This window comes from Oerskovia sp. Root918, from assembly GCF_001428945.1.
GTDB lineage: Bacteria > Actinomycetota > Actinomycetes > Actinomycetales > Cellulomonadaceae > Oerskovia > Oerskovia enterophila.
In genome coordinates this window covers 1-14,035 of sequence record NZ_LMJG01000015.1, presented here as the reverse complement: position 1 = coordinate 14,035, position 14,035 = coordinate 1, and the positions used below count along the sequence as shown (strand labels likewise).

Below are 14,035 nucleotides of genomic sequence, written 5' to 3'. Positions count from 1 at the left end.
GGGTGGCTCGGATGCCGGCGTACGCCGGGCCACGATGCCGGCGTGCGCGGGGCGGCATGCGCTGGCGTGTGCCGCCCGACCAGGGGAGACAGCACCGCCGAGGGCGGGGCACCGGGTTCCGGTGCCCCGCCCTCGGCGGTGTCATGAGCTGCTGTGCGTGGGTCGGCGCAGGCCGTTCCCGGCACGACGCACGGGTCAGTACGTGACGCCGTACTCCCAGTGCCAGGGCTCGGGCTTGGAGCCGCCCTGGCGAGCCCACTCGGGGTTCTCCCAGCCGTAGGCCGGGGCGTTCGCACGCATCCAGTTGTACTGCGCGCTGCCGAAGCTGCTGATGCCGCCACCCAGGTCGAGCGCCTGAGCCATGCCGTGGTTCGACGTCCCGGGGGCCGCCGCCAGGAAGCCCTTCTGGGCCTTCACGGCGACCTGCGAGGCATACGAGCGGTACGACGACGTCACGGTGATGTTCGTGCCGAACGCCGCCACGTAGGCCGCGTTGAGCTGCTCGAGCTGGTACGCGGCGTCGCAGCGCACGAGCTCACCGGGAGCGAAGCTCGGGGCGCACAGGAGGCTCGCCGGGATGGTGCCGTTGGCGTACCCGGCGGTGCTGGCGGCCCAGGCGGCGAGCTGCTGCGCCATGGCCGCGCGCTCGGCAGCCTGCTGCTGCTCGAGGGCCGCGCGCTCGGCGGCCTGCTGGGCCGCGATCTCCTCGGCCGTCGGGGGAGCCGGCTCGACCGCCACGGCGACCGCGGTCGCGTCGAGCAGCCCGCGCAGAGCAGTCGTGGCAGCGTCGATCTCGGCGACCGAGGGAACGACCTCCGCGGTCGTCGGCGTCTCCGCGGCAGGTGCTTCGGGGGCAGGTGCTTCGGCGGGCGTCTCAGCCGGTGCCGCGGTCTCGTCGCCGACCGGCGCGGCTGCCGTCTCGCCGGCAGCTGCCGCGTCTGCGAGAGCGGCCTCTGACTGGGTCTCGTCGGTGGCTGCGTCCGCAGGGCCGTCGGTCGTGAGCGCCTCGCGGCCCTCGGATCCCGCACGGCTCGCGCGGAACGTGTCGCGACCGTCGAGGGTGTCGTCAGCACCGGCCGCGTCGAGCGTGGTGCTCGTGGCCGCGTCCGTGGTGCTGTCTGTCGGTGCCCCCGACGTCTGGGCGGCGTCGGTGGTGGTCGCGGCGCTCACGAGCTGGCGGAGCTGGTCGCGGGTCGCGGTGATCTGCGTGAGCTGGTCGGGCGTGAGGCGCGATGCGCCCTCGCCGGCGAGGAACTCGGCACGGACGAGCTCGGTGCTCGCGGCGTCGAGCGCGGTCTGCTCCTCCGGGGTCGTTGCGCTCGCGCCCGCGACGCTCGCGACGGCCGGGGCGGAGACGCTTGCGGTCGAGGCAGCCTCGGGGGCGGTGCCCGGCGAGGTGACCAGGCTGGCAGCGCCTGCGGTCGTGCTGATGGCGACCGCCGCGAGGGCAGCGGCCACGGCGAAGGGCGAGCGCCGCCTGAGCGAGCGACCGGGCAGGGAGGCGGCGAAGTGCCGCTGGGAGTGCCGACCCATCAGCGGTCACCTCCCACGCCGACGACCGGGAGGTCGGCGACGCCGAGGAGGTTCGTGGTGCGGTGGTCGGTGCTACGGGTCGAGAGGCGCCCGACGGGCGCGGCAGAGCTGAGCGATGCAGTTGTCACGATGTTCCGGTGTTCCGTTCGTCGGGCCGAGGCCGGACCGCGTGTGCACTGCGGCTGTCGAGCGTGGGCTCGACGCCGTACCGTGCCGTCGCGGGGACGGGGATCGTGCTGGGGCCTCAGCGGCCTGGGTCGCGGCGCGTCCGGATGACGTGGGAGCCGCAGTGCGTCGGCAGACGGGATGCGAGGACGGTCCTCGGTGCCTGCCAACTCGTTCCATCTTCAACTACGTTTGTGAGCGGCCTGGCGTCGATGAGCAAGGATCCGCGGGTGATGGCGTGCCTGGTCTGGGCCTATTCGGTGAAGAAGGTACGACCGACGCGTCTCGCGTCGCGAGTCAGGGCAGTTCCCACGAGCATGCCCAGCGCGATCGCGAAGACGGCGACGACCGCGTTGGCGATGTCCGACACCGACCCGGTGTTGCCCGCCACGAGCTCGGACAGCCCCAGGAAGCTCAGCGCACCGGGGACGAGGAGCCAGAACGCGGGGAGGGTCGTGATGATCGCGGGCGGGCCCGTGCTGGTCCGCTCGACGAGCGTCGCGAGCGGCACGATCACGAGCGCGCCGAAGAACCCGGAGATCTCCGGGGCGACGAAGGACCCACCGAGCTGGGCTGCATAGGCGGCGAACAGCACCACGAGCACCCAGGGCAGGCTCCGACGCGGGGTCGAGGAGAAGAGCATCTGTCCCAGGCCCACCATGACGATCCCCACCCACGGGGCCCACCAGCCCAGGCGGTCGCCGCTGTGCCCGGCGATCAGGTCGCCCGCGACCGCTGCTCCGGCGACGACGCCGAAGACCAGCAGGAGGAGCTGGGCGATCCCGTACAGGAGCCTGCTCGCTCCCGAGACGATCTGGTTGCTGGTCAGCTCGATCGCGGCGACCGTGAGCACCGAGCCGGGCAGGAAGCTGATGAGCGGCGGCACGAGGACCTGCAGGGGGCTGTCGCCGAGCCACGGATGAACCACCTGGATCGCGACGACCGTCACGAGGAACGCCGCGACGACGGGCAGAGCCGTGCTGAGCGTGGGCCAGCGCGCGGCGAGCCACCGCAGGACCCCGACGCCGAGCCCCAGCACCAGGAAGACGGGCAGCAGGTCGAGGGTCGGGTTGAGGATCAGCCCGAACCCGAGCGTCAGGATCGCGTGCCCGACGATCGTGAGCACGGCGCCGAAACGGGGAGGCCGTCGCCGGATCGCGCGCAGCTCGGCGCGAGCGTCGGCGAGCTCCATCGTCTGGGTCCGCAGCCCGCGGATCACGCCGTAGAGAGCGCCGATCTGGTCGAGGTTCAGGCCGCTCCCGGCGGCGTCGGTGAAGTCGGTGACGACGCCCGTCGCGGTCTGCGCGCGGATGAAGACGCACGTCGGCAGCACCAGGGTCTGCACCGTGCGTGCGCCGTGCAGGTCGGCGACCTGCTCCAGGACGTCCTGGGCGTCGTTGACCGACTGGCCCGAGTCCAGCATGGCCCGTCCGAGCTCGCGCAGCAGCGGGATGAGGTCGGGAGAGATCTCGGGGACGTCCGGCTGCTCCTCGGGCGGGCTCTGGTTGCCGAGGGCCTGGAGCACCCGGCGAAACGTCGCGGGGGCCCGACGCAGGCCGGCGAACCGGGGCGGTCTCCGGTGGGGTGGCACGGGCGTCGCGTGGTCCGGCTCGGCGGGAGGGGTAGCGGCAGGCGCGGGGGCGGCCGTGGCCGTCTCTTCTGCGGGCGGCGGGGCTTCGGCCGACGACGCGTCGTCGGCCGTCTCCGCGGGTCGCGACGTCCCGGCGGTCAGGTCGCCACCTCGCGCCCGCTCTCAGGGCCCGACGACGCCATCACGAGGTGCAGGAGTGCCTCGCCGTAGGCGTCGGCCGGGTCGTGCCCGCGGAAGGCGACCTTGCGCCCCGCGAGCTCGATCTCGACGAGGTAGGCCGGGTGGTCGTCGTCCTCGACGAAGCGTTGGAGCCAGCGGAAGGTCCCGCCGAGCAGCGCGCGGAGCTGGGACTCGAGGGGGTGCCACAGGGCGTCCTCGAGGGCCACGGAGTCGAGCGCCCACTCGGTGGTGCCGTTGAACCCGAGGACGACCCCGGTGTCGAACTCGTGGGGCTCGATCGTCATGTCGCTCACGGTGAAGACGTCGCCCTCGGGCCCGGCGCCGAGGAGCCGGAAGCGGTCCCCCGAGGCAGGGTGCCAGCGGACCCCCGCCTCGCGGAGGGCCAGCGCCAGGTCCCAGGAGATCATCTGGCCAGTATGGTCGCGGCGGCGGGCACCGGCGCGCTGACGGTGTCGCACGTGCTCGCCGAGCGGATCGGACGACCCGCCGAGGGCGTTCCCCAGCCCGTCGGTGGTGACCTCCCGCAGGCCGGTCGCGCGCTCGCGCGGGACAGTAGGAGGTGAGCCCCCGCGTCCGGGCGGGGCGCACCCTGGGGAGGCAGGCATGACCGCGACGTTCGCGACCGTCGACGACTACATCGGCTCGTTCCCGCCCGAGACCCAGGAGATCCTGCAGGAGATGCGTCGCACGATCCACCGGGTCGTGCCCGACGCGGGCGAGAAGATCAGCTACCAGATCCCCGCCGTGACGGCGAAGGGGCGCGTCATCGTGTACTTCGCAGGCTGGAAGCACCACGTGAGCCTGTACCCGGTGCCCGACGGCGACGAGGACTTCGAGCGTCTCGTCGCCCCGTACCGGGCGTCCAAGGGGACGCTCAAGTTCATGCTCAAGGAGCCCGTGCCGTACGGCGTGATCGAGACGGTCTCGCGGCACCTGCTCGACCAGCACGGCGCCTCGGCGTAGCCGAGGAGCGGGGATCGGGGAGCGCCGCTCCTGCGGGGCGCCCGTCCGGTGCGAGCGTCCACCTGTCGGGACCTGCCGTCCCAGGACGACCCGAGCTCACACCTCGGAAAGCTCGGGCGTCGTGTACTCGCCCTCATGACCGCTCCTTCCGCGGGCACGGCCGGGCGATCCCCGGACCGACCCGTCACCGTCTCCATCCACCGCCGCATCCACCCCGACCTGGTCCCGGACGCGACGCGCTGGGTCCAGGCCGGCGTCAACATGGCCAACACGTACCCGGGCTTCCTCGGGTCCGGCTGGGTGCGCGCCGCGAAGGACTCGCACGACTGGCACATGCTCTACCGCTTCGCCGACGAGTCGACGCTCGACGCCTGGGACTCCTCGCCCGAGCGCGTCGCCTGGCTCCAGGAGGGGCAGGGCCTCGTCGAGGAGCAGCGCGTCGAACGCCGCACGGGTATCGAGGGGTGGTTCGACGCGCCGGCCCGCGTCGAGGAGCCGCAGATCAGCACCGAGCGCGCACCGGCACGGTGGAAGCAGTCGGTGAGCATCTGGCTCGGGTTCTTCCCCGTGAACCTCGCCTTCACGCTCCTCATGTCCTGGGTGGTCCCGCAGTTCGGCGAGCTGCCCGTGCTCCCCAGGGTGCTCGTCACGACGCTCGTGCTGACCCCGATCATGACGTACGCGGTGCTGCCGTGGGTGACCCGGCGTCTGGCGCCGTGGCTGGCGCGCTGAGGCGCGTCCGCGCGCCCTGGACACGTACGCGCACAGCGCCTGTCCAGGCGCCTCGCAGCCCGCGCGCCTAGCGTGGACGGATGGACGAGGAGATCGAGAACGCGACCGACGTCGCTCTGACCCTGGCCGCCGTCGCGGGAGCGCTCGTGGCCGCGTTCGTGCTGGGCACCATCATCTCGGCGATCGTGAACCGGATCGGGCGGCGCAGCGAGCTCGCCCGTGACATCTCGCGCAGGCTGCGCCGACCGGACCGGGCCGTCCTGATGGTCGTGGCCGTGTGGATCGCGGTGCGGGTCACGACGCCCCCGACCGTCGAGTGGCGGGCGGCGGTCGAGCACCTGCTGCTGGTCCTGCTCATCGCGGCGGGAGCCTGGTGGGTGGGCGCGCTCGCGTTCGTGCTCGAGGACAGCGCGCTCAAGCGGTTCCGGGTCGACGTGGTCGACAACCGGCACGCGCGCCGCATCCGCACCCAGATCATCGTGGTCCGGCGGCTCACGGTCGCGATCATCGTCATCTGCGCGATCGCCGCGGTCCTCCTGACCTTCCCCGCGGCGCGGGCCGCCGGGGCGAGCATCCTGGCGTCGGCGGGCGTCATCTCGATCGTCGCGGGCCTCGCGGCGCAGACGTCGCTCGCGAACGTGTTCGCGGGCATGCAGATCGCGTTCACTGACGGGATCCGGGTCGACGACGTCGTGGTCCTCGAGGGCGAGTGGGGCCGGATCGAGGAGATCACCATGACGTACGTCGTGGTGCACCTGTGGGACGACCGGCGCCTCATCATGCCGTGCACCTACTTCACGACGACGCCGTTCCAGAACTGGACGCGCCGGGCCGCGGACCTGCTCGGCACGGTCGAGCTCGACCTCGACTTCCGGGTGCCGTTCGGCGCCATGCGCGCCGAGCTCAAGCGGCTCCTCGCGCACACCGACCTGTGGGACCAGCGCGTGGGCATCCTTCAGGTGACCGACGCGATCAACGGCGTCGTCCGGGTGCGCGCGCTCGTGAGCGCGCGCGACGCCCCGACCCTGTTCGACCTGCGGTGCTTCGTGCGCGAGGGGCTCGTCGAGTGGCTCCAGCGGTCGAGCGCCGACTCGCTGCCCCGCACGCGCTTCGAGGGGGTCGAGGAGGGGCGGATCAGCGAGGACCCGGACGTCGCGCCCGGCGGCGCGGCTGTCGCGGCGGAGCCCACGATCCCGGCCCGCGAGAAGCCGAAGCACGAGGGGAGTCTTCCTCCCGCGATCCCCGTGGGTCCTGGCATCCCCGGGCAGCCCCCGCTCTCGACCCGGCCCGCGACCCGACGCGTCTCGGTGCGCGACCAGGCCCGGGTCGTCGGGCGGGTCAGCGCGCCGCAGGACGTCGTCGAGACGCGCGTCATGTCGCCCGTCGAGGCGGCGCTCGCGGCGGTGCCGGACGGGACGGCGGACGTGGGCCCCGAGGACCAGCCCGGGGGCGCGTCCGAGTCGGCGTTCTTCAGCGGGACGGCCGAGGGGGTCGAGCGCTCCAAGGCGTTCGCCGGCCCCGGCCAGGACGTGATCGACGAGCGTGAGGAGACGGCCGAGCGGAACAGGGTCGAGGACGAGCGGGACGAGCACGAGGAGCGCGCGCAGGAGGACCACGCGCACGAGGGGCGCGGGCGAGAGGGGGACGAGGGAGGCGCGGGCGATGCGGGCGATGCGGCGGTCGATCGCGACCGCGGTGCCCCTGATCGCGACGCTGACCGCGACCGGACCCGCGACCACGGTCGCGACCTGGGCCGTGGCGAGTCGCACGGCGACGGCGGGCACGACGGCGACGCCTGAGCGGCCACGGGCGTGATGCACACGACCCCGGTCCACCGCGCCGCGCCGTGCGCGCCTGGCTAGGGTCTCGACGTGAGCATGTGGACCTGGCCCGCGTACGTGGGCGTGATCGGCGGCCTCGTCGTCTTCCTGACGATCCTGCTGCCCGTCGTGGTGTGGCAGTACCGACGGTACGGGCGGCTCAGCGGGCTGCGCCTGCTGGGGTCGGCCGCGGTCGCTGTCTACGGTGTCGCGCTCGTCGCGTACACGCTCCTGCCGCTGCCCTCGGGCGACCTGGCGCAGTGGTGCGCGCAGCACGGGTTCTCGGGTCCTCAGCTGAACCCGTTCCAGTTCGTCGAGGACATCCGCCGGGACACCGCTGGCATGAGCACGGCAGCGCGGTTGCGCAGCCCGGCCGTGCTGCAGACGGTGTTCAACGTGGTGCTGTTCATCCCGTGGGGTGTGCTGGTGCGCCGGTTCTTCGGGTGGCGGCTGCCGCTCACGGTGCTGTCGGCGTTCGCGGCCTCGCTGTTCATCGAGACGACGCAGGGCACGGGGATCTATGGCCTCATCCCGTGCTCGTACCGCCTGGCCGACGTCGACGACCTGCTGACCAACACGCTCGGCGGGTTGATCGGTGCGCTGATCGCACCGGTGGTCCTGCGGTGGATGCCGCGCGCGACGGACCTCGCGGCGCAGCGCGGTGTCCCGCGCCCGGTCACGGTGTGGCGGCGGTGGTTGGGCATGGTGCTCGACGCGTTGCTGGTCTCGGTCGTCGGGACGGTGCTGGTGCTGTCCTACCGGGTGGTCCTGGTCGCCACGGGCCAGGACATCCCGCTCGGCTCGGACGGCGTCGACGTCGCGCTCGGCACCGTGGTGCCCGTGGTGCTGGTCCTGTTCGTGCCGCCGTTCCTCGGTAGCGGGGCGTCGTGGGGGCAGCGCGCCCTGTGGCTCGAGCCGCGCTGGACGGCCGACGCCGCGGCGGGGTCCGTCGGGCCCGACGGGCTGGGCCGCGGGACGACGCTCCGCCGTGCGGTGCGCGGCTTCACGTCGGGCGGGCTGTGGGGAGCGTGCCTGATCCTGGCGGAGGTCCCGGGTGGGGGCCTCGTGCCCGACGTCGCAGCGCCCCTGGGAGGTCTCGTCGCCTTCGTGGCGGTCGTCTCGGTCCTGTTCACCCGCGACCGGCGAGGGCTCTCGGGAGTCGTGTCGGGGGCTCGGATGGTCGACGCTCGGAGCTGACGGTTTGACCCCGAGCCAGAACGAGTCCGCCGAGAAGTGAGCAGATGCCCCCAGATCAGCTGATCCAGGGGCATCTGCTCACTTCTCGGCGGGGCCCCGGCGCAGCGCGTCGGAGCGGGAGCTCGTCAGCGCCCCGCGAGCCACCCGCGCAGCCGGTCGGGGCGGTCGGTGATGACCGCGTCGACGCCGATCTCGAGGGCCAGCGCCCACTGCTCGGGCTCGTTCAGGGTCCAGACCATGACCTCGAGCCCGGCGTCGTGCAGCGCGGCGACGAGCCCGGGCTGCGCGAGCAGCACCGTGCCTGCGGGGTTGCAGGTCATGACGCCCAGCTCGGCGCACGTCGCGAGCAGGTCGTCGGAGGACCGCTCGACCAGCAGTCCCCGGCGCAGGTCCGGGGCGACCTTCTGCAGAGAGGCGACGGTCGAGGGCCAGAAGCTCTGCCCGATCACGCGGTCGGCGAGCCCGGCGCGCAGGAGGGGCTCGGTGACCTTGCGGACGTCGTCGGGCCCCCAGTCGCCCTTGACCTCCAGGAGGAGGTCGATGCCCGGGTGCGTCACGAGGAGGTCCACGACCTCCGCGAAGGTCGGGACCCGCTGCCCCGCGTACGCCGGGGCGAACCACGACCCCGCGTCGACCGCCCGGACGTCCGCGAGAGGGAGCCCGTCGACGCGCCCGCTCCCGTCGGTCGTGGCGTCGAGCGTGTCGTCGTGGATCACGACGACCTCGCCGTCCGCGGTGAGCTGCACGTCGAGCTCGATGCTGTCGGCTCCCGCACGCCACGCGGCCTCGAACGCCGCGAGCGTGTTCTGCGGGGCGACCGACGAGTTCCCCCGGTGCGCGACGACCTGGAACGCGCCCGTCACAGGTAGGGCTCCACGTTCTCCTGGTACGCCTTCTCGAGGCGCGGCGTGATCGACGCGAACGCCTCGGCCGCGGGCGTGCCCTTGAGCACGATCTGCTCGATCCCGTCCGTGAGGATCTGGTCGCCCGAGGGCACGAACACCCGGACCCAGTCCTGCGAGCGCGACTTCTCGGCGAGCTGGTCGACCGCCGTGCGGAACTGCGGCGTGGCCGCGTAGATGCTGCTCATGGTCTCTCCCTCGACCGCGGACGTGCGCACCGGCATGTACCCGGTGTTCTGGGAGAAGTATGCGGTGTTCTCGGGGTCGGTGAGGAAGGCCAGGAACATCGCCGCGGCCAGCTGCTGCTCGGGTGAGCGGGAGGCCGGGATGGCCAGGCCCGTGCCGCCCGTGGGCGTCCCGGAGCCGTTCGGGCCGTCGGGCAGGTAGGCCGTGCCGAGCTCGAACGGCGCGGCCTCGAGCAGGCCCGTGAGGCTGCCCGTGGACCCGATGGTCGACGCGAAGATGCCCGCGGCGAAGTCGGCCCCGGCGTCGGTCCCGACGCCCGCGACCTTCGAGCCGTGGAACAGGTCGTGCAGGAAGTCGCCTGCGGCCAGTGCCTGCGGGGTGTCGAGCGCGACGGTGAACTTGTCGCTGTACTGGCCGCCCTGGCCCCACAGCATGTTCTCGAACCACCACGCGGCCCACGACGTGCCGGTCGCGAGGCCCAGCGGGGCGCCGTCGGCCGGGACCTGGCCGCGCAGGGCGGGGGCCCACTCGGCGAGCTCGGCCCACGTCTCGGGGCCGCGGTCGGGCAGGCCGGCCTGGGCCCACATGGCCTTGTTGTAGTAGAAGAGCGGGGTCGAGCGCGCGTAGGGCACGGCCCAGTGCGACGACTCGTACTCGTAGTCGCCGTACAGCGTCGGGTTGTAGTCGGCGACGTCGACGTCAAGGTGCGCGAACACGTCGTCGAGCGGCATGACCTGGCCGTTGAGGTAGTAGCGGAACCACCAGACGTCGCTCGCGATGACGAGGTCGGGCAGGTTGTTCGACGACGACGCGGCCTGGAAGCGCTGCGCGACCTCGTCGTACCCGGCGCCCGCGGTCACGAGCTTGACCGCGATGTCGGGGTGCTTGGCGTTGAAGCGGCGGATGAGCTCCTCCTCGATCGCCTTGGAGGCGCCGGGGTGGTTGCTCCACCACGTGATCTGCGAGGCGGGCTTGATCTTGGACCAGTCGGTGCCCGCCGAGGCGGACGGTGCGGACGAGCCGCTACCGACGGTCGGTCCCGCGCACGCGGCGAGGGAGAGGGCGAGGGCTCCGAGGCCGCCGAGGCGCAGCACGTCGCGACGCGACGGGGTCCACAGGGCGGGCAGGGGCTGGTTCACGGTGATGCTCCTTGGGGTGGGGAACAGCGACCCGGCAGGTGCCGGGGGGACAGGGGACCGGCGCATCAGCCGGTCACGGCTCCGGCGGTGAGCCCGGCGACGAGCCGGCGCTGGAGGAAGAGGAAGACGACCAGGACGGGGAGCGTCACGAGCACGGTCGCGGCCATGAGGACGCCCCAGTTGTTCATGCCGTCGACGCTCTGCAGGAGCGTGAGGCCCACGGGGAGGGTCATCTTCTCGGCGTCGTCGGTCACGAGGAACGGCCACAGGTAGTCGTTCCACTCCGCGACCACGGACACGAGCGCGACGGCCGCGATCGTGGGGTAGGACAGCGGCACGACGAAGCGCCACAGCTTGCGCCAGTGGCCCGCGCCGTCCAGCTCGGCGGCCTCGAGGATCGAGACGGGCAGCGACAGGAAGTGCTGACGGAACAGGAAGGTCCCGAACGCGCTCGCCAGGCCCGGCACGAGGATGCCCTGGTAGGTGTTGAGCCACCCGAGCTGGGCGACGAGCGTGTAGTTGGGGATGATCGTGATCTGCTGCGGGATGAGCAGCGTGAACAGGACCAGGACGAACACCGCGCGCTTGAACGGGAAGTCCAGGAACACGAGCGCGTACGCGCAGCACAGGCCCAGCAGCAGCTTGAGGGTCGAGCCCACGACCGTCAGGCCCACGCTGTTGAGGAAGAGCTGCCCGACGGGGATGCTCTGCGTCGTCTGGACGTAGTTGGCGAGGTCGAGGTTCTGCGGGAGCCACTGGAGCGGGATCGAGTACAGCTCGTCGGGGCGCTTGAAGCTCGCGAGCACCATCCACACGAGCGGCAGGGCCATGACGACGGTCGCGACCAGAAGGGTCGCGTACGCGCCCAGGTGCAGGGGCCGACGACGGCGCGTGCGCTGCGGCGGTCGGCCGCCGCCCGGGCGGTGGCCGGCACCGACGGGGGCCGGTGGTGCGTCGACGGGGGACCCGGGGGGCTGCGCGCTGGACGCGCCCGAGGCTGCGGGCGGGTGCTGGGCGGGCGCGGGGGCCGGGGACTCTCGCACGGGGTTCTGGACGCTCATGCGTAGTGCACCTTCTTCTCGACGAAGCGCAGCTGGACGACCGTGACGACCAGCAGCAGGAGGAAGAGGATCGTCGCGACGGCCGACGCGTAGCCGGCCCGGCCGGTCACGAAGCCCTCCTCGTAGATCTGGTACATGAGGGTCGTGGTCGAGCCGAGCGGCCCGCCCTTCGTCATGGCCTGGATGATGTCGAACGACTGCAGCGAGCTGAGCAGCGTCGTGACCGTGAGGAAGAAGGTCGTGGGAGCCAGGAGGGGCAGCACGATCGAGCGGAACGTCCTGGCAGAGGACGCGCCGTCGAGGGCCGCGGCCTGCTTGAGCTCGAGCGGGACGGCCTGGAGACCGGCCAGGTAGATGAGAGCGACGTACCCGACGTTCTTCCACAGGTAGACGACGATGATCATGACCAGCGCCCACGGCGAGGTCGTGTACCAGTCGGGGGACTCGAGGCCGATCGCTCGCAGCCCGGCCGACAGCAGGCCGTAGCGCGGGTCGAAGATGAACAGCCACAGCATGCCGACCGCGACGCCCGACAGGACGTAGGGAGCGAACGCCACGGTCCGGGCGAACCCGCGACCCTTGAGGCGCCGGTTCAGCAGGAGGGCGAGGCCCAGGCCCAGGACGAGCGAGCCGCCCACGGTCGCGACCGTGAACACGCCCGTCGTGACCATGACGTCGGCCGTGGTCGGGTCCTGGAACCACTCGACGTAGTTGCCGAGGCCGACCGAGCGAGCCGTCGGGGAGCCCATGTTCCACTGCAGGGTCGAGTAGTAGAAGCTCTGCAGGAGCGGGCGGTAGACGAACACGAGCAGCAGGGCCACGTTGGGCCCCGCGAGCAGCAGGAACGCGAGCCAGGTGCGGACGGCCCGCGGGGTCGGGCGGGAAGGTCGGCGCCGTCCGGGGACCGACGGACGGCGGTCCGGTGGCGCGAGGCGCGCAGGGGCTGACACGGAGGTCATGGGGTGGGGCTCCAGTCACGAGCGGGTGAACGCCCGTCACCCTAGGAGGGGGAAGTGACCGAAAAGTGGCCTCAGCGGTTCCGTTCCCCGAACGTTCCCGAGGCGTTCATCGACGCCTCGACGCGAGGTCATCGAGGATGCCGTGCGGCCATCTGCGAGCCGTTCGAGGACGGGTCTCGTGGCTCGTGGCTCGTGCGCTGCGCGAGGACGCTCCCCGCGCGTCCGGACGGGGAGTCGCGGCCGGACGGGGAACTCTTGTCGGAGAGTGTTCGCTGAGCAGGAACCGGTCCCGCTCAGCGAACGTGGATCCCGCTCAGCCGAGCCTGCTCCGCAGCTGTACCTGTTCCCGCAGCCGACCTGCTCCCCACCGGCACGGCGTCGACATGCCGCACGCCACCGCGCCTCGGTGGGAGAGCGCGCCGAGCGCGCTGTGGCCACCTAGCATGGGCGGTCCGACGGGACTGGCAGGACCCGCAGGGCCGCAGGGCCGGCAGGGCCGGCAGGGCCGGCAGGAACAGCGGGACTGGCAGGACCCGCAGGGCTGGCAAGAACAGCAGGACCAGCAAGACCGGCAGGAACAGCGGGAGCAGCAGGACCGGGACGGGCAGACAACCCGGCCCGACGACGAGGTGAGCGATGACCCACGAAACACAGGACCTGCGGAACATCAGCGTGACGCGCGGTATCGGCTTCACGGTCGCGCTGTTCGTCCGTGACCGTCTCGCGCTCCCTGTCGCGGACGACGTCCCGGACCTCGTTCCCCGCGTCACGGTCGAGGCCTTGCCGCGCGACGAGGCCGCGGCGCTCGCGGACGAGTGGCACGGGTGGTGGGAGAAGCTGGCCGAAGCGCCCACGGGCCGTGTCGTCCGTCCGGCCTCGGGGCGGCTGGCCATGGTGGTCGACGCCGTCGTGGACGAGGCACGGGCGTGGGAGGAGGACATGGTGCGACCGAGCTTCTTCCTCTCGGAGGCCGATCTTCCCCCTGGCTACGTCCCGGACCCGATCGGCGACCCGGACGTCCCGGTGGTCTACGACGTCGAGCTCGTTCCCGTGGGCGGTGCGTGGCACCGGGACCTCGGCCCGCACCGGCTGCTCGTGAGCGTCGGCACCTGGGAGGACCCGGCGGCGATGGACGCGCTCCTGAGACCGCGGATCGAGCGGCTGCAGAGCCGGGTGCTCCAGATCCCCCACATGGCACCACAGACCTGGCACACGGTGGTCGACGGGCAGGTGTTCACGGTCAAGGACCGACCCCACGAGCCCGGGAGCTACGACTTCCACTGGGAGAACGGGCCGATCGAGGGCTACGGGTTCTCGATCGGGACCTCGACGCGCGAGCCGCTGAGCGAGGACGCCCTGCGCCGAGAGATCCGGGGCTTCGTCGAGGGCTACGAGTCCTGAGGGCCCAGGTCCTCCCCGCCGCCTCCACCGTGCACCTTGACCTCAACCCTGGTTGAGGACGTACCGTCGAACAGTGCGGCTGCCGACCCCGGCGCGGTCCGCCCCTCTCCCTCCTCGATCGGAAGGCGTTCTTTCCTGTGAGCAGCTCCCGTCCTTTGCGCGTCGCTATCGTCGGCGCTGGTCCTGCTGGTATCTATGCGGCGGAC

At 72.3% G+C, this 14,035-nt stretch carries 13 protein-coding genes; 5 read left to right on the top strand and 8 right to left on the bottom strand.

The annotated features are described in order from the left end of the window. Positions 1-195: 195 nt before the first annotated feature. The 4 genes from ASE27_RS20950 to ASE27_RS15290 form a co-directional block, all read right to left on the bottom strand. A complete protein-coding gene (locus ASE27_RS20950) occupies positions 196-1,533 on the bottom strand; it encodes a M15 family metallopeptidase (RefSeq protein ID WP_056652374.1) in 1,338 nt (445 codons plus the stop codon). Further along, the gene (locus tag ASE27_RS21085) at positions 1,533-1,661 is read right to left on the bottom strand and encodes a hypothetical protein (protein WP_255354352.1); all 129 of its coding nucleotides are present in this window, start codon (positions 1,659-1,661) and stop codon (positions 1,533-1,535) included. Before ASE27_RS21085 ends, ASE27_RS20950 begins: the two co-directional genes overlap by 1 nt. Positions 1,662-1,951: 290 nt before the next feature. Beyond that, positions 1,952-3,223: a threonine/serine exporter ThrE family protein gene (locus ASE27_RS15295; protein ID WP_056652371.1), complete on the bottom strand. Its 1,272-nt coding sequence runs from the start codon at positions 3,221-3,223 to the stop codon at positions 1,952-1,954. 203 nt (positions 3,224-3,426) lie between these two features. After that, positions 3,427-3,876 carry a hypothetical protein gene (locus ASE27_RS15290; RefSeq protein WP_056652368.1) on the bottom strand — a complete coding sequence of 150 codons (450 nt, stop codon included), beginning with the start codon at positions 3,874-3,876 and terminating at the stop codon, positions 3,427-3,429. Positions 3,877-4,072: 196 nt separating this feature from the next. Between ASE27_RS15290 and ASE27_RS15285 the strand changes: the two genes are divergently transcribed. The 4 genes from ASE27_RS15285 to ASE27_RS15270 all read left to right on the top strand — a co-directional run bounded on the left by ASE27_RS15285 (position 4,073) and on the right by ASE27_RS15270 (position 8,181). Beyond that, on the top strand, positions 4,073-4,432 hold the full coding sequence (locus tag ASE27_RS15285; protein ID WP_056652365.1) for an iron chaperone: 360 nt from the start codon (positions 4,073-4,075) through the stop codon (positions 4,430-4,432). 135 nt (positions 4,433-4,567) lie between these two features. Beyond that, complete coding sequence (locus ASE27_RS15280) at positions 4,568-5,164, top strand: antibiotic biosynthesis monooxygenase (protein ID WP_056652362.1); 597 nt, start codon at positions 4,568-4,570, stop codon at positions 5,162-5,164. Between the two features lie 80 nt (positions 5,165-5,244). Continuing rightward, a complete protein-coding gene (locus ASE27_RS15275) occupies positions 5,245-6,963 on the top strand; it encodes a mechanosensitive ion channel family protein (protein ID WP_056652359.1) in 1,719 nt (572 codons plus the stop codon). Positions 6,964-7,041: 78 nt separating this feature from the next. Then, entirely contained in the window at positions 7,042-8,181 is a 1,140-nt protein-coding gene (locus ASE27_RS15270) for a VanZ family protein (protein WP_082608992.1), read from the top strand. 125 nt (positions 8,182-8,306) lie between these two features. On the opposite strand, the gene ASE27_RS15265 is transcribed toward ASE27_RS15270, so the two are convergent. The 4 genes from ASE27_RS15265 to ASE27_RS15250 all read right to left on the bottom strand — a co-directional run bounded on the left by ASE27_RS15265 (position 8,307) and on the right by ASE27_RS15250 (position 12,428). Further along, positions 8,307-9,044 (bottom strand): glycerophosphodiester phosphodiesterase family protein, encoded by a 738-nt coding sequence (locus tag ASE27_RS15265; protein ID WP_056652354.1) that lies wholly within the window; start codon positions 9,042-9,044, stop codon positions 8,307-8,309. Beyond that, positions 9,041-10,408, bottom strand: a complete 1,368-nt coding sequence (locus ASE27_RS15260) for an ABC transporter substrate-binding protein (protein WP_235535455.1) — start codon at positions 10,406-10,408, stop codon at positions 9,041-9,043. The genes ASE27_RS15265 and ASE27_RS15260 overlap by 4 nt, the downstream gene beginning before the upstream one ends. Positions 10,409-10,473: 65 nt before the next feature. After that, positions 10,474-11,469 (bottom strand): carbohydrate ABC transporter permease, encoded by a 996-nt coding sequence (locus ASE27_RS15255; RefSeq protein WP_082608990.1) that lies wholly within the window; start codon positions 11,467-11,469, stop codon positions 10,474-10,476. After that, the gene (locus tag ASE27_RS15250) at positions 11,466-12,428 is read right to left on the bottom strand and encodes a carbohydrate ABC transporter permease (RefSeq protein WP_056652351.1); all 963 of its coding nucleotides are present in this window, start codon (positions 12,426-12,428) and stop codon (positions 11,466-11,468) included. The genes ASE27_RS15255 and ASE27_RS15250 overlap by 4 nt, the downstream gene beginning before the upstream one ends. Positions 12,429-13,064: 636 nt before the next feature. Here ASE27_RS15250 and ASE27_RS15245 point away from each other — a divergent pair. Further along, positions 13,065-13,829, top strand: a complete 765-nt coding sequence (locus tag ASE27_RS15245; RefSeq protein WP_056652347.1) for a hypothetical protein — start codon at positions 13,065-13,067, stop codon at positions 13,827-13,829. Positions 13,830-14,035 lie beyond the last annotated feature (206 nt).